Below are 20860 nucleotides of genomic sequence, written 5' to 3'. Positions count from 1 at the left end.
CCTGATTAAAAATCATCTGCTAACAGCCAATCCCCTTCACTTACATTATTCAAAAAGCATATACTGCTATAACTTGTATCTAAAATCATGAGCAACTATTTTATATCTCTGTAACTGTAAATGCCGACAATATCTGTTAAAGTTACGACCTTTTTATTATAGAGACGGAGGTTTACATGTTGAAAGATATTTCAGTTATCATTATTTTCCCTCTTAGCCAAAAAGTACTTCAACAAATGTTAGTGTCTTTGCGAAAACTCCAAGCAAGAATAAGTTCCGTTATCGTCATACAAGCTACAAATGGAACTCTTAACAAAAATCAGGTGAATGATTGGTTAAACGATTTATGCTTTATTACTAGTAAAAACAATGAATTAGCACATACATTAGATAATATAATGGATCAGACAAATAACCGTTATGTTTTATTCCTTTCTCATACACATTGTTTATCCGCTTCTGTAAACTCAGAAGTGCTTCAGCTAGAACAACCAAAGACTGTATTATCAACTGGGTATCTTTTCAGAAATCATGCTATTTACCTGCCACTTTTAGTATTAAGTAAGTATATAAAAAAAATAGGAGGTTTCACCAACATCCAACCCCCATTTAATGAAGCATTTTTACCTGCTTGGCTCGCAAATATAGATAAATCATGTCAATTAACTATAGGAAATCTCATTGATCCATCTCTGGAAACAAGAAACACTACTACAAGCACAAAATATATGATAGCGCAAAAATATCAATTTAAAAAAGAAAATCTGACCAGCCCCTCTCTATCTGTACTCATATCCAATTATAATATGGAAAAATATGTGGATATCGCAGTTGCTTCCTGTCTATTACAAAACATGCCATTTGATCAAATACTAATCATCGATGATGGATCGACAGATTACTCCTTAAAAAAACTATTACAATGGGATAGAAATAAACAGGTGAAATTATTTACTAAAGAAAATGAAGGAAAGGCGAAAGCTCTTAATACGCTACTTCCCTATGTTACATCAGAATTCATCTTAGAGCTTGATGCAGATGATTGGCTTGATCCAAATGCAGTAGCCATGATAAAGAAGCACCTATTAGAGCTTCCTGAAAATTCCTCTTTACTCTATGGTAATTTTAGAAGGTGGAAACAAATAAATGATGAGGTTTTTTTCAAAGGAATTAAAAAAGGGAAAGAAATTCACAGGCCTACTGAATTGCTAACCTATTCTTTTCCTCTTGGACCAAGAATATATCGAACTTCCACTTTAAAAAGTACAGGTGGTTTTCTAATCAATGACTTTGAAAATGGCAGACTGTATGAAGATGTAAGTACGCTATTGCAATTAATAAAGCACTCTAAATTAAATTACAGCAATTTCACTATATATAATATTAGAGAACATCAAGAAAGTAATACCAAAATAAACCGTAGTAAATGGAGTGAGTATTTGAATCATATAGATCTGTAAACAAGCAGAAGTTAAAATAACTATTTAGAGTTATCTCATAACTTTATGGTGAACCGAATAGGTTTAGGACTAGTCAGGTAGTCAACGTTACTTACGACTTCGCCATTCGCAACAAGATTTACCTTCCTTTCCTAACCAAAAATGGAATGATCAATGTTTCCTCTTCAACTATCTTAGTATTCTCCCTCCATGGGTAAAAAAATAAAAATCCCCATAAAGATAATAGGTTACATGTTATCTTTATGGGAACAAAATTATTTTATTTAAGGTTTTCGATTTAAAAAGTCTAATACTGTTGAAATCACATACATTTGCTTTTGAATAGATAGCATTGGATATATTGGCAGAGCAAGCGTTCTTTTGGCGGCTTTTTCTGCAACTGGCAAATCTCCTGCTTTATAATTTAGATAATCAAAAGCTGCCTGCAAATGTAAAGGAACCGGATAATAAATAGAAGAAGCAATTCCATTATTTTTTAAATCTAGGACAAGTTCGTCTCTCTTATCTAATTCAATACAATATTGGTGAAAGGTATGCGCTTTATTTTCTAGTATAGTTGGACTCTTTATTAAATTATGAAAGCTATCTGTATATCTCCTTGCGACTTCCTTTCGCTGATGCAAAAAAATATCTAAATATTTTAGTTTAACTAATAAGATAGCTGCCTGAAATTCATCAAGCCTACTATTCATACCAATTGTTGAATGATAATATTTTGTTTTACTTCCATGATTCCTAAGTCGGCAAATTTGTTCATATAGGTTTCTTTGATTCGTAGTTACCATCCCAGCATCACCAAAAGCGCCGAGATTTTTGGAAGGAAAAAAGGAGAAACAACCGATATCACCAATTGCCCCTGCTTTTTTCCCATTATATTCTGCTCCTAGCGCTTGACACGCATCTTCAATAACTTTTAAATCATTTTTTTTAGCAATATCCATAATTTCTTCCATTTTAGCAATTTGACCATATAAATGAACTACGATAATACCTTTTGTTTTTTTAGTTAACGCTTTTTCAACTTTTACAGGATCTATATTGTACGTTTCTTCTTCAATATCTACAAAAACAGGGGTCGCGCCAACTCTTGCAATGGCCTCTGCAGTAGCAAAAAAAGTAAATGGAGTAGTAATCACCTCATCCCCATATCCAATATTTAAAGCTTGAAGGGATAACTCTAAGGCATCCGTTCCATTTGCTACCCCAGCTGCATAGCTTGCTCCCACATAATGGGCTACTTCCCTTTCTAATTTTTCTCCTTTTTCTCCTAATATATATATACCACTATCAAGTACGTCAGTTAATTCCTGTATAATTAATTTTCTTAATAAATTTAATTCTTCCTTTAAATCTACCATTGGAATAGGAGTTAATTTATCGTTGGACATAATAACTCACAGCCTCTCCTTTATATCATCGTTACCTATACTTCTATAAGTAATTCCAAGCCTTTGAATCTCATTTTTATTTAACTTATTGCGTCCATCTAAAATAATTTTGCAGCTTATAAATTTTGTGAAATCTAAACTTTCATACGCTTTATGAAAGGCTTGAAGAATTACCGCATCCATTTTTGAAGTAAATTCACTCTGTAAAGATAAAGGAGAAACACCATATTGTTTTATTTCACTATTTGTAAATAAAGGATCATTTACGAACACATTTGCTCTTAATTTGATTAATCGATCAATTAAAAGTAATGTGGTAGATTTGGTTGGTTCCTTTACATTTTCCCTATATGCTAAACCAAGGATAAGAACATTTTTGTCTTTTAAGCTTCCAACTTCCTCTTCCACCTTATTAATTGCATAATCAGCCATGCTATCATTAATCTTGCGAGCCATTGGAGTCATCCCTTTTGTCAAACCTTTATTAATAAAAAAATACGGGTATATTGGAATACAATGTCCTCCAACGCCAATTCCAGGCTCATGTAAATAGGAATAAGGCTGACTATTACTGGCTTTTCTTACTTCAGACATATTTACACCGATTTTTTCGGTAAACTTTGCCAGCTCATTTGCAAGCGCAATATTTACATCCCTGTACACACATTCTGCAACTTTAGAAAACTCTGCTGTTTCTAATGAACTCACTTCAATTAGCTTACAATTTAATGCTTTTTTATAGAAATCTACAGCTAATTCCCGACTCTTCTCATTGATTCCGCCAACTATCTTTGGATATTTTTTTAAATCTTCTATTATTCGATTAGAATAAACTCTTTCCGGACTATAAGCGAGGTAGAATTCTTCTCCTAAGCGTAACCCGGATAGTTCTTGAAGCTTTTTTCCAAACCGATATTGTGTATCACCAGGAGGAATAGTTGTTTCAAAAATGACTAACGTATCTTCTTTCATTCCTCTAGCTATTTCTTTAACGGCAGCATCTATAAATTGATAATCTACATTGTATTGATTATCGATTAGTACGGGAACAATCACAATCACTATATTCGATTTGGCAACGGCTTCAGCTGTCTCTGTAGTTGCTGACAATGTTTTACTGTTATAAGCAGCAGCAACCAATTGATCTAATCCAGGTTCATTTGTAATATGAGATTTGCCTTGATTAATGGTAGCTACAACACCTTCATTAATATCGGAGCCATAGACATTAAAATGATTATTTGCAAATACTGCAGCCAACGTTAGTCCAATTTTACCAAGCCCCACTACAGTTACATTCGCTAATGTCTCCTCTTGATTTATCATTACGATTCACCTTCATTTCTACAAAGAAAGATAATATACTATACGAATACAATTATAAAATGATTGGACATTAGCAATAGGATTACAAATTCAAGCTTTTCCTGTAATTATAATTGGTTGTAAACTTCAAGATAGCGATTAGCAACAATTCGCGAATCATGATATGTTTCAATATATTCTCTCCCCTTTTTTCCAATTTCCACCCATCTATCAGGACTTTGAATGAGTTTCTTTAATACGCTAGTAATCGTAGAGGGGGTTGCGTTTACAACTGGAATTTCCCCAGGATACTTTTCCGTTAGATCCTCCCTTATATAGCATATAACGGGCTTTCCAAGTGCCATAGCTTCTGAACTAATATATCCACTAGCCCCAATTCGTAATTGATCTATAACAATATCTGATTGAGACAACAAATCCTTCGTCTCTTCATATGTCAATCCTTCCAGTAATTTAAACTGAAAAGATATTCCCAATTGCTTTAATTCATCCACAGCATGTAATATAAATTCTGTTCCTTTAAGATTACGCGATGTAGGAGCATGCACCACGAGTGGTGATCTATTATTTACATCTGGATAGATGGGCTTAAATTCACGGATGTTAATGGCATGAGGAATTACATGGGTATGTTTATAGACGTGTGAGGTATATTCTTGCAATTCAGGGTCTTGAACGATGGCATGGTCCATATAAGATGATAATGTCGATAAATTGTTATTTATTTTTTCTTCCGTCCATTCAGGTTTAACACGGACATATGGATTGAAACGCTTTGCAACGGATAACAATCGAACATCCGAACCATGGTGATGAACAACCATTTTCTTTCCAGCTTTTTTTAAAATAGCTAAATCCCTTTTGTCAGGAAAAAAAGTTTCTCCAAAATGAAAGTGAAAAATGTGGTAAGTTTGTATCGCCTCGTAGAAGAATTCGGTAACTTTTTCTTCTCTTTCATTAGGTGGATAGGAGTTTAAATGAAGGCAAATATCCGGTTGGAATTTATATCTGTTATCACTAAAGTGACATGCTGTTGCTTCTATCCCTTTGTCTCGTAATCCCCGACATAATTCAATCATAGGAGCACCATAAGGCAAGTGTAAAACTCTCATAAACATTCCCCTTTCAGCTTCGTAACATTTAATCCACGCTTTATTATTCAAAAGTCATTTGTTAATTGCTCATAAACCTTCCTGAGCCTAATTTCCATATGCTCCCAGCTAAACATAGCCTCCATGATTCCACGTGCTTTGTAACTCATTTTATCAAGCTTATTATTAGCTAAGCTGACTAAGGCTTCTGCATAATCCTCTGCAGTAGCCCTTTTTTTGGGAACGACATAACCACAGTTATAGATTTGAATAAATTCCATCATATCTTTACATTGATTTACTAAAACAGGGATGCCATTATTTAAATAACTAAAGAATTTATTTGGCATGGCAAAATCATTATTCAAGGAGTGTTTTGCATCCAAATCAATCCACCCTATATCTACATCTTTCATCGCTTGTGGTATACAATTCAAATCCAACCAGCCAGTAAAATGGATATATTCACTTATATTGGTAAGGTCGGGAAGCTCAACATCATAGTTAGTTTTCTTCCAGCCTCCAATGATTTTAGCGTGTATAGTCCTTTGTTTATTAGCTAACTCCAACATTTGAACAAATTTGTCAAAGCTACCTCTTTTCTTACCCAGGGTACCTTCATACACAATCGTTAATTCAGAATTCGACCTTCTTTTTGGCACATATTCATGAGCAAGCGGTGGAGAATTATAAATAATTTCTACGGGAAGACTAGCATTCAAAGACAAATGCCACTCCTTAATAGATTCAGATACAGTAATCAAATAATCTATCTCTTTTACCATTATTTTCAGCATGCGATTTTTTATTTTTAACGCTTGTATTGGTTGCTCTATCAAAGGGTCAGGGTCTAATTCATGGCTATCATAGATTAACTTACACGTTTTTCCCTTTAACAATAGGGTACGTTTGATAATAATGCCAGAATAAAGAGAATAAAACTCGTGGGCATGATAAATGTCCGCATTCTGCTCCATTCCAAGTTGTGTTAACACATCTATAAACCTGTGTGTATTTTTCGACTGAAGATTGTAATCCAATGTTTTAATATTTTTTTCGAAAAATATCTGCTCATAAGTGATTATTTTTACATCTTCATGATAAAACGTAGGTTCTAGAAAGCTTTCCGTAAACATACCACCGTCAATATCAAAAAGATAGCCGTTTATTCTAGGTACAATCATCGTTACTCGATATCCTTGTGCCACCAAACTTTTGGCTTCCTTTTTAAAAATACGAGCGTCTAAAAAAGGATGCTCCGTTACTAAAAAACAAACATCTACCTGCATCATACACCCCCAGAAATAGTAGCTATCTGCTAAGACAGTAAATATGGCAATGAATTGGCATCTAAGGATTGATAAACTGACAACAATCTATTTTCCATATGTTCCCAGCTGTAAGTAGCCTCCATTACCTTCCTAGCATTTTTTCTCATTGTCTCCCATTCATCCGGGTGCTGTTCCACATATTTTATCGCTTCTATATAATCTAAAGAGCTTGGTGTTAACTTATCAATGACAACCCCGCAGTGATGCGTTTTGATAAACTTCTCTAAATCACTACATTTGTTGGCTACAACAGGGATTCCATTATTTAAAAAACTGAACAGCTTATGAGGCATGCTAAAGGCATTATTCAGCGAACTGGAAGGATCTAGATCGATGAAACCAATATCCACATCTGACATGGCCAATGGCAAAGATTGGTAGTCCACCCACCCTGTTAGTTTTATTCTAGATTGTAAGTGATTCGGGATTAAAAGCATCTCATTCCCGTATCTTGAACCGCCAATGATTTTAAATTGAATACCTTTCTTTCCATTATAATCACTGGTAATCGCTTTTATTTTCTCAAAAGTTTCTTTTGATATATTCCCCTCATGTGCTATCACAAACGAGTCATCAGAGGTACTTTTCTCCTTGATAGTTGGTGTTAATGGAGGAGCATTATAGATGACTTCTACAGGCAATAATGGATTTATAGCTAGATACCAGGCTTTAATCGAATCAGATACTGTAATAATAAAGTCAACCTCTTTAATATTTTCTTGGAGCATCTTCATCCAATTTTGTTTTGTTTCAGCATTTATTTTTGAAGACATTGGATCAGGGGTTATTTGTCTACTATCATAGATTAATTTAACTTGTTTATTTTGCTGTTCTTTTAAGGTACGCTTTATTTCTTTCCCATATGAAAAAGAATTCAGTTCATGAGCATGATAAAAATCCGCCTCCTCTTTCAGTCCTAGTTGATAAAGCGGATCGACTAAATAGTCAGAAGATCGCTTTTCACTATCATAGGCAATGACCTTAATACCGTGATAATGAAAAATTTCATCACGAAATTGATTGGAAAAAGGTTTTCCATCAATATGAAATAAAAAACCATTTTTCCTTGGGGCAAGGATGGTAACATCATAACCAAGCTTGACGAGACTTTTGGCCTCACATTCAAATATACGGGAGTCTAGAAAGGGAAGGTAACATAGGAGCATGCACACCTTTCGTTTCAATTTTAAAACCTCATTTCTTGAACAGAATTTTTATCTAATACTATAAAGTATTAACAACCAAACTAAAACATTCATACATATAATTGAATGCATTCTCATTGCATTATTTTTTTACGGCTATATGAGAAATTGGAGGATAGCTTATGGATTTGCAATTAAAGGGCAAGAAAGTACTTGTCACTGGCGGTTCAAGAGGAATTGGTAAAGCAATAGCTGCATCCTTCTTAAAAGAAGGTGCTGACGTCGGAATTGTAGCTAGAACAAAATATGAACTCGAAGAAGTAAACAAAGAACTGGATGTGAGAATTTACACGAATGATCTCACAAATGATTACCAAAGAGAACAATTAATTGCTGATTTTATAACCGATTTCAATGGAATAGATATCCTCATTAATAATGCAGGGGCTAGCTATGGAAAAACTGTCTTAGAAACATCCCCCATTCTTTTTCACAAAACGATAAACCTCAACTTTATCGCTGCCGTTCACTTAAGCCAATTAGTAAGTCAGCACATGATAACACAAGGAGAAGGAGTAATTATAAACATTTCCTCTATTTACGGCAAGGAAGCAGGTGGCGTACCGGCTTATAACGCTTCAAAAGCCGCTTTAAATAGTTTTACAAAATCTTTCAGCTCTGAAGTAATAAAGTATAATATTCGGGTCGTCGGTATTGCCCCGGGTGCTATCTTCCACCCAAATAAGGAGTGGACACGTCGAATGAAAAATGATCCTGATTTTTTAGATAATTACGCCAAATCCAACATACCTGCAGGGAGACTTGGTAAGCCAGAGGAAGTTGGTAATATTGCTGTGTTTCTGGCCTCGAACAAAGCGGCTTGGATTGTAGGTTCTACAATCAGCGTAGATGGCGGGCAATCACGAATGAACTATTAACATGGAAATACGAGAAGGGAAGTGGCAAATATGAAACGTCTACCACTGGAGAACAGTACCATTTTAATTGTTGGCGGAGCCGGTTTTATTGGAAGTCATTTAGTAGATCATTTATTAGAAGAAAAAACTAAAGAAATCATTATTATTGATAATCTTTTTACTGGTACTCAAAATAACCTAACATCCGCATTAGCAAAGAATGCAATACTTTACATCGATAATGCTGAAAACCAAGAAGCTTTAAACTACATTATGGAAAAGCATACTATCGACATTGTTTTTAATTGTGCAACCAAACCATTGAACTATTCATTTATGAACCCAGCTGATGCTTTTTTAACAAACGTTATTGTCTTAAAGAATTTATTAGAATTGCAACGTAAAGAGCTATTTCACACACTTTGTCATTTCTCATCATCAGAAGCATATGGTTCTTCTCAGTACCAGCCGATGGATGAAAATCATCCATTAGATCCGACAACGACTTATGCTGCCGGTAAAGCTGCTGCTGATTTAATGTTAACGTCTTATGTGAAAATGTTTAATTTAGATGCTTTTATCGTTCGACCTTTTAATAACTACGGACCTAGACAAAGCTTCACAGGACCTTTAGCTGGGGTTATTCCCACTACAATAAAAAAAATACTAGCTGATGAAACTCCAGAGATACATGGCACTGGTCAACAAACAAGAGACTATATTTATGTAAAAGATACTGTTGATATGGTAGTAAAATTGTATCCGTTGATTCCTTCAGGAGATACTGTAAACATTACGACTGATCAACAGTTATCCATTCAGTATATCATTGAGACGATCATTGACGAAATGAATTATACAGGAGAAGTCCTGCAAAAGCCAAACCGAAAATCGGATGTTACTAGCCATAGAGGTTCCATAAAAAAATTACAAAAATTAATTGGCACATATAATAAAACCGACTTCAAGGATGGAATTGCCTCGACAATAAATTGGGTGAAACGCCATGTCACAAAGTAAAATTCTTATGAGAACAGAAAGGATTATGCTAATTACGGAATTAAGCGATGGTACACATTCTTTAGTCTGTTCTCCATCTTCTCCCAGCAATAAATTTCTTCCATTACTTTTCTAGCGTTTAAGCTCATTTGTTTCAACATTTTCTTATTGCTGGCTAAATACAGCATAGCTTCTGCATAGTCTGAAGCTGTAGCATGTTTTTTATTAATTACTAATCCACAACGATGAGTTCGTAAAAAAGATTCCATCTCATGGCATTGGTTTACTACAATCGGAACACCATTATTTAAAAAGCTGAAAAACTTATTTGGCATCGCATAAGAACGATTAAGCGAAGTATTTAACTCTTCATAATCGATCCAACCTATTTCTACGTCTTTCATATGCTGTGAAATAGAATAATAGTCCACCCATCCAGTTAACTTAATTTTATCCCTTACATGATTCGGGAGTTCAAATGTTTCACCAAACCTTGTTCCACCTATAATCTTGAATTGAAAATCGATGGAAGTGGCGCATTGTTCTGTAATCTGTATAATTTTATTTTTACTACCTCTTTTATAATCAATATTACCTTCATAACAAGCTATGAGTCCATTTCCAGTAAATTCTTTGGTTTGATAGTTTTTAGCTAATGGATGTGAATTATAAATGACCTCTACAGAAAATGTGGGGTCTTGAGAAAGGAACCATGATTTTATGGAATGGGAAATAGTAATGATTTGATCTACTTCCTTCAGCATAACCAGTAGCTTTTCTTTCAAGTTATTGCGGTGATTGACGTGATTTCTCGAATCAAAGGGATCCGGAGTTAATTCATGACTGTCGTAGATTAATTTTACTTTTTTATTTCTTTGTTTCAATAATCTTTTCACACCTATTCCAGCAAAAAGGGATAAATATTCATGAACATGATAAATATCTGCATCTTGTTGTATCCCAAGCTCTGTTAATGGGTTATTAAAACCTATCTCCCACTGAGAAACAGGGGCTACGACTTTACTTAATGGTGCTCTGCTTTCTTCAAAATCGTAAGTAACGATTGTAATTCCCTCATAAGTAAATGTTTTAGTAGTAAATTTATCCTTCAAAGGTGTACCATCAATGTCAAATAAGTATCCATCTTTTCTAGGAACAATTAGTGTTACATCATAACCTAATTTTAATAGGCTTTTGGCTTCACGTTTGAAAATTCTCGAATCTAAGAATGGGTGTTCTGCTACAAGCATGCATACTTTTCTAGACATATTTCATGCCCCTTTCCTTTGTTCTTAATAACAACTCTTTTTTTATTATATTTTTTATTTTTGCGGTTCATGCGCAACAATTGCTTAGCAGAATATAAATAATAATCACCATCTAATGTAACCCTTAGATAGAAAGGAGAAAAAATGAAGATATTAACTGTTGTGGGCGCAAGGCCTCAGTTTATTAAAGCATCCATGCTGTCTAAAGCAATCAAGGCACAGTCAAAGATAGAGGAAATTATGGTACACACAGGTCAACATTATGATCATAATATGTCTACCATCTTTTTTGACCAATTAAAACTTACTAAACCAGATTATTATTTAGGTATAGGCTCTGGCTCTCATGGAGAGCAAACCGCTAAAATGCTATTCGAATTAGAGAAAATTATGCTTTCTGTTCAACCCGATATTGTAATCGTATATGGAGATACGAATTCAACACTAGCAGGGAGCATTGCGGCATCAAAAATTCATATTCCAATAGCACATGTGGAAGCTGGTTTACGTAGCTTCAATAAAAAAATGCCTGAAGAAATTAATAGAATCATCACCGACCATTTATCACATTTATTATTTTGCCCATCGAAAACTGCCATTCATAATCTAAAGCAGGAGGGCATTGACAAAGAGGTTTATTTAACGGGAGATATTATGTACGATGCCGTTATTCACTTTAAAGATCCTGCGATTCAACAATCAACCATTCTAAATGATCTATCACTCACAGCGGGTAACTATTTTATTGCAACCGTTCATCGGGCCGAAAACTCGGATGAACCTGAGCGTTTAAAACAAATACTAACAGCGTTTCAACGATTAGATAAAACAATCATTCTTCCGTTACATCCTAGAACTAAAAATAAAATTCAACACTTTAAACTTGATCATTTCATTACTTCATCTCATATAAAGACAATAGAGCCCGTAAATTATTTTGATATGTTGGCATTAGTTTCTCAAGCAAAAGCCATTTTAACGGATTCGGGCGGTTTACAAAAAGAAGCATATATGCTCAGAATTCCATGTATTACGCTAAGAGAAGAAACAGAATGGATGGAGACTGTAGAGACCGGTTGGAATCATCTTGCAGGATATAAAACAAATCAAATATTAGATAAAGTTAATCATCTTAAACTCCCTCATTATTCTCCTTCCATTTTTGGTGATGGAAGGACTGCTCACGTGATTCATAATATCCTACTCCATTCCTTTTAAAGACGTTGCCCCCCTCTCAACGAGTGGTTTACACATCGTTTAACCAAAAACTAGCGATGAAAGACGCTTGCTTCTATTATAACTTTAACCTGATCCGAACAAGTGCACACTTGTTCGGATGAGGCTTGTTGGAAATACATATATCCCATACTATTTCAACACCACTCATAAACATAAGAGGTGCGTATATCATCCTTTTCTTTATTTGTAACTATATAGTAAATCTTTTCCCCTCTAAATAACCTTTCCATCTTTGTAATACCTTGTTCATTTTTGTGTCCTTTTCTATCGAGTTTAAAGCAGTTAATAAATGAATATGAGTAATATGATAACCCCAGTTAGCTACATTTGGATACCCTCCATCCGTTGTATATTGCGTTAAATCATAGGCTGTACAGTACCCCAAATCATATAAAGGTAGCATTCTTTTTAGTGAAATAATTCCTTCTTGATATAATTTTTTTGTTTCTATATCACCAGTTAGTTTATAAAGATCATATAATCCAATTAACGCAAACATGAAACCGTTTAAAATAAAACTAGGTGGATCTGTAGGACATTCCTCGTAGAACATGTATTTACCTTCAAATTTAGCTAGTATTCCACTTTTTTCTGAGGGGATGTTAAAAATAGGAGTAGCTTTTAATGCGCAACGCTCATATTTTCTATCCTTTGTTAACACAGTAGCTCTTACTAAAACAGACATTGACATTCCTAAACCAATGGCAGAATACCATGGGGCCTTGATTCCTTTTAGCCGAGTAGGATAATAATGAAAATCAAATTGATAAGGCCACCCACCGTGAACATCTTGATGAGACATAAGCCAGTTAGCTACTTTTAAAAATTTCTGTTTACTTTCTAAATCTTTGCTCTTTAAATAAAGACTGTAATGTTGAAGCCCATATTGAGCAATTGTAGAAGGATTAAAGTATTTCCCATATGGGTAGACTGTTTTAGGAATCCCATGATGAAATTCTACATTCCAATTCTCTACCCGGTTCCTATCATAATGTAAGTAATTTCCTTGATAGTCATAATGATCTATATCTAAAAAACGCTTTTTAGTAACGTGAATCTTCAATGTATTCTTAGTGTTTAACCATTCTTTTTCTAAATCGTATCCTTTTTCCAGTAAAGTTATAGGAATAAAAAATTCATCACCAATTTTCTTTCCAATTGCTTCGTATTGATTGTGCATCAAAACTTTAATATCCTTAAGTTCTTCTATCATTTCATCAACTCTTTTCACCCTTAAATTTAGTCATGCATTACGATAAACCTATTCTCTTTGCTGGAACACCAACAGCAACTATCCTATCTTCTAAATCCTTAGTAACAACCGAACCTGCGCCTACTATTGTTTCTTTTCCAATTTTTATCCCTGGCAGTAGTGATGCGTTATTGCCAATTTTAGCTCCATGTTTAATATACGGGCCTTTTAAATTGTAGCTCTGCGCTCCCATATATTTATCATTAGCCATGGATACACAGGGACCAATAAATACATTATCTTCTATTACGGTATCTCCTGTCACATACGATTGTGTTTGAATAGTACATGATTTTCCAATTTTTGTATTCAATTCAACTATTGCTGCTCGACCAATAACAGTTTCATCTCCAACTATAGTATTTTCTCTTAAACTTGCATGATCACCAATAAATACGTTCTTACCAACTCGTGTACTAGAATAAATAGAGACTAGATGCCCAATTCGAGTGCCACTCTCAATTACTAATTCGGTAAGATTAGAAGTTTTTCTCATTCTTTTATTAACCGTTGGCTTAATACCAAGAACGCAATTACAACCAGTACTTACATTATTACCAATCTTTGTTCCTCGTAAGATGACAGAGTTATGACCTATTATCACATTATCACCAATTTGGACATCATCCTCGATGATAACGTTATCACCAAACTGTGCGGTGTCCGATATATAAGACAAGCAAAAAACCTCCTCATTCTATAATGGATATTTTAGTTTTCTTTCTATTATCTTGACTAACTGTTGCGCTCTATGTTGAACAGTATGATTTTGATGAACAAATTGATATCCTTGTTCAACTATTTGTTTCCGTTCCGCTTCATGCGATAAAAAATAATCTGCCTTTGCTGCAAAATTATTTTCATCTATTGCTATAAAATGTACATCAGGAATAAAACCAATATCTTCTAATTCTTTAAAGGTAGGTGCTAATAACAAAGTTTTACAAGCCAACGCTTCAAAGTATTTTATAACTGGATAATTAAATTTAGATGGGCAAGTAAAAAATAAGATTGATCTGTTCAATTCTTTCGCATAATTCTCTCCTATTACCTCATTGTTATCTTTTTCTCTAAAATGTTGATAACCTGGATGCTTGTGATAAATGAAATTAGTGTTTCCTTCATACGCCTTAATAATCTTTTGTCTTAAAGGATATAAATCAGTTACGGCACCCATTAATAATAACTTGATATCTTTTTTCAACTCATAGTTCTTATATATTTCTGTATTAACGAAATGTGGAAACCACCCCATTTTATTCTGATATTCAGGATATATTTGAAGAAATTTATCCCTAATCACAGAAAATAAATACGTAATATTATTTTTTTCAATAAAATTTCGTCTAAGACTTACAAAACGGTGAACATCATTAACAAATAATCCTGTGGGTATATGAATATGAGCAAGCCCTTTTATCATTGGTGACATTTTCCTATCCATATCATTTAAAATTAGTATAAAATCCGGTTTAACGTCTAGTCGATTAATAATATAGTCAATGTGTCCAGATTCTCTCCATAACATCAAATTCACCAAATTTTTTAGCTCTTGTTCTAAATAATGATAATTTCTATTAATCATTTTTGAGGTGTCTTTTGCAATAAAGAGTAAATTGATCTTACTCCCCCCTCCAGCAAGAATATATACTTAGTCAATTGCCAATTTTGTAATTTATTGTTATGGCGGTCTATCTCTCTTTCTATCTAATGCATACGATATAAAAGAATTAGAATTCAAAGTGAGGAGACTTTAATATGAGAGTTGGTGTAATTGGAACTGGTAATATGGGAGAAAATCATATACGGACGTATTTATCCATGTATGATCACTGCCAGCTTATTGGTATATATGATAAAGATACAATTAAAAGAGACAAAATTGCTAAAAAATATAATATAAAGCCGTTTTCATCATTAAATTACCTATTAAAAGAAGTTGATGCTGTAAGCATAGCTGTCCCTACGGAGTTCCACTATGATATTGGCTTAATTTGCATTCAAAACAATGTACACATGTTAATAGAAAAACCTATGACTAGTACAGTAGAACAAGCAGAAGATTTAATTTATAAAGCGTCAAAAGCAGGAGTCATCATTCAAGTAGGCCACATTGAACTTTTTAATCCATTGATTCATGAACTCCTAAAATTAATAAAAAATAAAGAAATAATTGGTATTGAATTTCAAAGAATGGGTCCCTATAATAAAAGGCTTGAAAATATCGATGTTGTGAACGATCTAATGATTCATGATATTTATATTCTACAAGAAATCCTTCAAGATACATTTGTAGACATTCAAGCATTGGGTAAAATTATGGATAGTACAATTAAACATGCAGTTGTAATTGCCGCATCTACAAAGGAGGTCATCATACAGCTTTCTGCCAGTTTTAAATCACAAAATAAAGTTAGAACCATTCAAATCCTCACTGAAGATGCTTTTATTGAAGCCAATTTATTAAAGAAAAAAATCAAAATACAAAGCTCTATTTTTACTAAAACCATTACAGTCGATGATTCTATTCAACCATTACAAGTACAACTAACTGATTTCTTAAATTGTATTAGGTTTAAAAAAGAACCTTCTGTATCAGGGAATGAAGGAATAAAAGCATTATTAATGGCTAATAAAATTAGTGAGGAAATTTACAAAAAAGAACATAAGTATAAATATTAGTGAAATTTTAATAGAATTTATTATTAAAATGCACCTACAATCAATGGACTTTACCTGATCCTCCCTTGATTGTTCGCTCCTCAAGGGTACAACCCAAAAAACGGCATTGAAATACTGTTATCTCCTTAGACTCGTTGTAGTATGGATTCGCCTATTCTTGATTCTTGTTACAGTTTATATGTCGATAAAATCGGCTTAGTATCCATATATTATATGCCCTAATGAATCAATTCATGCATATAACCTTTTACTAAATTCTTAGAGCTTTTCCCTTTCATTATTAACAGAATGATAGTCACTTCATTCGTTTTGATCACCAACAAATAAAATACAACCCTTATAATTATGCAAATAAACTTACGAAACAGCAGTTATTAAGGTCTGAACTCAATATTAAATCGGATTCAGACCTTTACGTTTTGTTTTGGCTTGTTTATTTTTCTACATATTTCTCCTATTACCTTTATTCAATTAAAATAACAACATTATATATCTAAGTTCGTGTGCTAAAACACCCACCAATAACCCCCTTTAAAAATGTATATTTCCTTAAACGACCACCTGCTCAAAGGCCTTAGCTGAAGCATCCTCAAAGCTAGACTAAACTCATTCTTCTATCCTAAATATTTCGTCCTTACCTTCATTGAATTGATTTGCTATATAATTTCTTATTATTTCTTCCGTTTCCATTCCTACGGTGGCACAAAAATATCCTCTTGCCCACAGATGCTGCCCCCAATATCTCTTTTTGAGTTCTGGAAACTCATCCTGCAATAATCTTGATGATTTTCCTTTTAGATACTGCAATATTTTACTTGGAGCAATACTTGGAGGACAAGATAATAATAAATGAATGTGATCTTTACCAACACTTTCTTACAATATGGTAATCCTTCTAGCTTCATAACCTTGTCTGAGCAAATCACACACTCTCACTGCTATGTGCCTGCCAAAACCTTATCTCTATACTTCGTCACCCATATAACATGATACTTGATATCATACACAGCATGACTATTTCTTCTATATTCAATTCATACTTTCAACTCTTCCCTTAGCATGGACAAAAAAGATAAGGCTAAAAGCGGATACCGTCTTAAGACGGTGGAGTTAGACCACACATTTGTAAGTTAAAGTTACTATATAGGTCCTCAACAAACCTATCACATTTAAAAAAAGTACAATTCCTCAACAAGAGAAATTGTACTTTTTCTACAAAATAAAACAATAAAAACGCTAACTATCACAGACAAACCATACCATATATTTAAGAAAAGCGTACAAAATTGATGAAATTTAAAGCTATATATACGTTTTCTGGTCCATAACCACTATTTTCCTCTACTATTACTAATTCTGAAGATACCTTTAAAATAACTCCTTCTATCAAACTACTATCTGTAGCTATTTCTGCATTAGAGCCTACACGTGTGAAAAGCTCAGCAGCAAAATTACTTCTGAACATTTATATACCTCCTTTATGCTTCACTAAGAAGCTCAACATTATAAATTGGTACTAATACCTGAGCATTAGTATCTTCAGTAATAACCGTATAATCATTTTTCACTTGGGAAACAGTACCAGTTATCATTCCAAAATTAGTAGTTAGCTGGACATTTTGATTTAATAACTCTAATAATGCTTCTCTAACCGTGGAAGGATTTAACAATTATAATCATCCTTTCTATAATATATTTCTATATAACATATGCTAAATATAATGAGACGTAAGGGCTTTAATTGTAATAAGACATTAATTCCACCAATGCCATATAGCTCATTTAAAGTTAATAGTCTCCTATCATTGAGAAACATTAATTACTTTTTAAAGGCACAGAAAATGTAATGTACCTTTTACAAATAGCTTAGAATTTAATCTAAACCCAAATTCTATTCTAGTAAGATTCGAAGTCTTCACAAATGATTCGAGCTGGGGTATTTGTTCTTAAAAACCAAATATTGATCTATTCTAAAAATAAAAATCAACAAACTTGTTATCCAAAGCTGTTTAGGAATTAAATCTAAACTATTTCTTTTTGAAACCAATATTTATAGTAAACCTAAAATTTTTTAGTAAATTTCAACTTACGCATACAAGCACACATAAACGATAACTACATATAATGTAATAAACCAAATTTATCAGGGGCCTATTTAGCCCCTGATAGGATTATGAACTATTTACTCAGAGGAATTGTCAAGTTCTTTTAGCATGTTGACAATTTCTCTGGTAGCATCTTTATCAATGACAACATTGTCTTTATAATCGTTGAGGAAGCTTAACAAAATCACAATAGCTGCAATTGATAATGCATTTGCCTCATTTTTCACGATTACATTTGGATTTCCAATGTTTTCAAATTTTGTCCGATCACTTTGTGCCTGCCCTTGATACTGATCTTGATACTGATCTTGATACTGAACTTGGTCTTGATTCTGATATTGCTTTTGCTGTTGCTTCTGAAGTTGGAATAGAATATCCTTCAAAATCACCTCTAAACGTCGGAAATCTTCTTTCCTGTCAAAGTCATGATGTCTAGAACTACAACTCATTTTCTAATCTCTCCTTTCTTAGTTTACATTAGTAATATATGAATTTTAAAGAAGTGTGGTAGGGTATTCGTCTTTTTAGCATGGAATTGATAAAACTGACTACTAAAACGAAACAATCTGTGCTAACCTGACAACGGTAATTACGATACATAGATTCATTAAATAACATTAAATAATTAAAAATGAACAGTGGTAAACATTTCATGACTTCTTCTTTTGAGCAAATGACGTGGTTATCATCCATTCTTTATGACAAAATCCGTAATTTTGCTTATGCAATAAAATATAAAAATTATTTACTTTCCTTTAATGAAAAAGACATTAGCCCGACTTCATGTCGAACTAATGCCACAATTAAACTAATAAATGAAACTGTCTAAAATATGGGGAGAACTATTACAACTATTTCTTAGAAGAAAACTTTTCATGGGAAAATCAATACAAGCTTGTATGACTTATACTATAGTATGCCTTTTCATTTAAACAGAAACGGCACTTTACTTACAACATGCATACATTTTTTATAGTCTAGTAATTTAATCTTACTTCTTCATAAACGCATTCCATTATTATAGGGTAATTGAGTGATTTTTTTAAAAATAAACAATAATACAAGCTACATGAAAATAGATACATAAAATTTACTGTAGCATATCTTATAAACTTCACACCGTTTTTATTGAAGATGATAAACAACAAAAAAAATTGTGAAGTTATAATGCTTATTACAATTAAAATAAGCGAGGTGAAAAGAGATGGGTTGCTCTGACCAAAATAATATCTACTCGACCAAACATCGAGAACATTGTGTATGCGATATAGTTCAACGGATTGTTTATGCACAAGACAAAGTAAACAAGGACAATTGTGATACAAGCTGTTACACATCGATTCAACAATTAAGCGACAAGAAGCCTTTCAATGTGCATACAACTATTCCATTTTTGCTTTACTGCCGCAACAGTTGCAAACCGTTTATTGGAAAAGGATTTATGACAAAGCATCATAATCATTGTTCCGAAAAATCCTTTAAAGAAATTGAATCCCCATTTTTCCGGGCAAAAAAATTCTTAAGAGGGAGCAAATGTTGTTTTCGTTTAGAGCTTTTATTACCAATCAAGGATAAGAAGTTTTCGCAACTTTGCGATTATTATTCTTATTGTGATGATCACAGCAAAAAGATAACGGATTTCATAGCTACTGGAGTTTGTTTAACAGTGGACCTTAATCAATTTATTGGTATAACCTGCCTTGATCCAATAACTCCAATCTCTCCTAAGTAATTTCACATGTCAGTAGGGGACGTTTTCCCGTCTCCTGCTCCATGCAGATAACACAAAATCATATCTCTAAATCCCATTTAAATTCATTAAATTTAGTCCTAGAGATCAATATATGTATAGCCTAAGTTAGATAAAGCGTAAGTATAACCTATTTTGTGTAAACTGGAATTGCACACAATATATAGGCTTTACGTGGAGAGCGAGCGTAATACGCTCGCTTTTGCGTTGACGATAAGCTTTAATATTTAAAGGCCCCATTCTTCACGTCCAGAGTCTACATGTCAAGACGAAACCAGACTACAGTTATAATGCAAGTTCCGTTTCTAGACGTTCTCCAAAGTGAATGGCTATCTGTGTGATATACATTCTTTCCAACCTTAGTAATATCCATGATTGCCAAAGATATCATTTTTCTTAATGCATCATTAGACGGAAGGAAGATTTTGGTTTGGTGAATTTTCTAAGTGGTCTATAATTCACTTCGTTAATGTTCATCGTGTATATAATTCTTTTGATTTCCCTAGGATAACTGATTAGGCGGTTAATTCTAACCAGTTTTGTTCCCAAGATTGAATAATAATAGGATGCTTTTCTCCCCACTATTATATTTTATAGCCATAGAAAAGCGAACTTGTCGCCAAATCTTGATGTCTAGAAAAATCTGTTGCTTCCTTAACGAATCCAGTGATTTATCTTAAAGTAAATAGGATATATTCCCCCATTCAATTGCCTCATTTTCTTCTAATGCGGTATACTACCCTATCCATTTTAAAAGATACCTTAATATATTAGCTAATATACGAGAAAGGAGAATGACGATGGTTAATAATGAGTGTAATTTTTTTCCGATGGCAGATGCTGTCGATTTAATTGAGGTTTACTCCAACTATGCTTATTGCTGGACCCAACGCTACCAAGGAGGAAA

18 protein-coding genes and 1 pseudogene are annotated in these 20860 nt (G+C 33.4%); 6 read left to right on the top strand and 13 right to left on the bottom strand.

Translation table 11 applies throughout. The features are described 5' to 3' along the window. The first annotated feature begins 176 nt into the window (after positions 1-176). Complete coding sequence (locus BUB45_RS05980; protein WP_084723559.1) at positions 177-1460, top strand: glycosyltransferase family 2 protein; 1284 nt, start codon at positions 177-179, stop codon at positions 1458-1460. Positions 1461-1723: 263 nt separating this feature from the next. Here BUB45_RS05980 and BUB45_RS05975 read toward each other — a convergent pair whose 3' ends face one another. The 5 genes from BUB45_RS05975 to BUB45_RS05955 form a co-directional block, all read right to left on the bottom strand. After that, the gene (locus tag BUB45_RS05975; RefSeq protein WP_084723558.1) at positions 1724-2848 is read right to left on the bottom strand and encodes a DegT/DnrJ/EryC1/StrS family aminotransferase; all 1125 of its coding nucleotides are present in this window, start codon (positions 2846-2848) and stop codon (positions 1724-1726) included. A 6-nt stretch (positions 2849-2854) separates the two neighbouring features. Next, positions 2855-4174, bottom strand: a complete 1320-nt coding sequence (locus BUB45_RS05970) for a nucleotide sugar dehydrogenase (protein WP_073006310.1) — start codon at positions 4172-4174, stop codon at positions 2855-2857. Between the two features lie 107 nt (positions 4175-4281). Beyond that, positions 4282-5286, bottom strand: a complete 1005-nt coding sequence (locus BUB45_RS05965; RefSeq protein WP_073006308.1) for a glycosyltransferase family 4 protein — start codon at positions 5284-5286, stop codon at positions 4282-4284. 47 nt (positions 5287-5333) lie between these two features. Next, on the bottom strand, positions 5334-6554 hold the full coding sequence (locus BUB45_RS05960; protein WP_073006307.1) for a glycosyltransferase: 1221 nt from the start codon (positions 6552-6554) through the stop codon (positions 5334-5336). 29 nt (positions 6555-6583) lie between these two features. Further along, positions 6584-7780 carry a glycosyltransferase family protein gene (locus BUB45_RS05955; protein ID WP_244527664.1) on the bottom strand — a complete coding sequence of 399 codons (1197 nt, stop codon included), beginning with the start codon at positions 7778-7780 and terminating at the stop codon, positions 6584-6586. Between the two features lie 143 nt (positions 7781-7923). On the opposite strand from BUB45_RS05955, the gene BUB45_RS05950 reads away from it, so the two are divergent. Both BUB45_RS05950 and BUB45_RS05945 read left to right on the top strand, forming a co-directional pair. Further along, positions 7924-8679, top strand: coding sequence for an SDR family NAD(P)-dependent oxidoreductase (locus BUB45_RS05950; protein ID WP_073006305.1), 756 nt, complete (start codon positions 7924-7926; stop codon positions 8677-8679). A gap of 30 nt (positions 8680-8709) precedes the next feature. Continuing rightward, positions 8710-9678 (top strand): dTDP-glucose 4,6-dehydratase, encoded by a 969-nt coding sequence (locus tag BUB45_RS05945; RefSeq protein ID WP_073006303.1) that lies wholly within the window; start codon positions 8710-8712, stop codon positions 9676-9678. Between the two features lie 32 nt (positions 9679-9710). Here BUB45_RS05945 and BUB45_RS05940 read toward each other — a convergent pair whose 3' ends face one another. Next, the gene (locus tag BUB45_RS05940; protein WP_073006302.1) at positions 9711-10925 is read right to left on the bottom strand and encodes a glycosyltransferase; all 1215 of its coding nucleotides are present in this window, start codon (positions 10923-10925) and stop codon (positions 9711-9713) included. Positions 10926-11069: 144 nt separating this feature from the next. On the opposite strand from BUB45_RS05940, the gene wecB reads away from it, so the two are divergent. Further along, the gene (gene wecB / locus BUB45_RS05935; RefSeq protein ID WP_073006301.1) at positions 11070-12143 is read left to right on the top strand and encodes a non-hydrolyzing UDP-N-acetylglucosamine 2-epimerase; all 1074 of its coding nucleotides are present in this window, start codon (positions 11070-11072) and stop codon (positions 12141-12143) included. A 211-nt stretch (positions 12144-12354) separates the two neighbouring features. On the opposite strand, the gene BUB45_RS05930 is transcribed toward wecB, so the two are convergent. From BUB45_RS05930 to BUB45_RS05920, 3 genes are read right to left on the bottom strand one after another with little or no spacing between them, the layout of a single operon-like run. Further along, positions 12355-13377: a D-glucuronyl C5-epimerase family protein gene (locus BUB45_RS05930; protein ID WP_073006300.1), complete on the bottom strand. Its 1023-nt coding sequence runs from the start codon at positions 13375-13377 to the stop codon at positions 12355-12357. A gap of 37 nt (positions 13378-13414) precedes the next feature. Next, positions 13415-14095 carry an acyltransferase gene (locus BUB45_RS05925; protein ID WP_084723556.1) on the bottom strand — a complete coding sequence of 227 codons (681 nt, stop codon included), beginning with the start codon at positions 14093-14095 and terminating at the stop codon, positions 13415-13417. Positions 14096-14113: 18 nt separating this feature from the next. Further along, complete coding sequence (locus tag BUB45_RS05920) at positions 14114-15001, bottom strand: glycosyltransferase (RefSeq protein ID WP_073006298.1); 888 nt, start codon at positions 14999-15001, stop codon at positions 14114-14116. A 173-nt stretch (positions 15002-15174) separates the two neighbouring features. Between BUB45_RS05920 and BUB45_RS05915 the strand changes: the two genes are divergently transcribed. Further along, complete coding sequence (locus tag BUB45_RS05915; protein WP_073006297.1) at positions 15175-16098, top strand: Gfo/Idh/MocA family protein; 924 nt, start codon at positions 15175-15177, stop codon at positions 16096-16098. A gap of 606 nt (positions 16099-16704) precedes the next feature. Here the strand turns inward: BUB45_RS05915 and tnpA are convergent. The 4 genes and pseudogenes from tnpA to BUB45_RS05895 all read right to left on the bottom strand — a co-directional run bounded on the left by tnpA (position 16705) and on the right by BUB45_RS05895 (position 18652). Next, positions 16705-17132: pseudogene (tnpA, locus tag BUB45_RS05910) on the bottom strand (IS200/IS605 family transposase). A 233-nt stretch (positions 17133-17365) separates the two neighbouring features. Then, positions 17366-17563 carry a hypothetical protein gene (locus BUB45_RS05905; RefSeq protein ID WP_073006296.1) on the bottom strand — a complete coding sequence of 66 codons (198 nt, stop codon included), beginning with the start codon at positions 17561-17563 and terminating at the stop codon, positions 17366-17368. A gap of 13 nt (positions 17564-17576) precedes the next feature. Beyond that, positions 17577-17768: a DUF2642 domain-containing protein gene (locus BUB45_RS05900; protein ID WP_073006294.1), complete on the bottom strand. Its 192-nt coding sequence runs from the start codon at positions 17766-17768 to the stop codon at positions 17577-17579. A gap of 512 nt (positions 17769-18280) precedes the next feature. Further along, the gene (locus BUB45_RS05895; RefSeq protein WP_073006292.1) at positions 18281-18652 is read right to left on the bottom strand and encodes a hypothetical protein; all 372 of its coding nucleotides are present in this window, start codon (positions 18650-18652) and stop codon (positions 18281-18283) included. A gap of 755 nt (positions 18653-19407) precedes the next feature. Here BUB45_RS05895 and BUB45_RS05890 point away from each other — a divergent pair. Next, entirely contained in the window at positions 19408-19935 is a 528-nt protein-coding gene (locus BUB45_RS05890; protein WP_073006290.1) for a CotY/CotZ family spore coat protein, read from the top strand. Positions 19936-20860: the final 925 nt, after the last annotated feature.

This window comes from Virgibacillus chiguensis (genome assembly GCF_900129865.1).
Classification (GTDB): Bacteria; Bacillota; Bacilli; order Bacillales; family Amphibacillaceae; genus Virgibacillus; species Virgibacillus chiguensis.
Note: the sequence above shows the minus strand (reverse complement) of the source record. Positions and strands in the feature narration are given on the sequence as shown.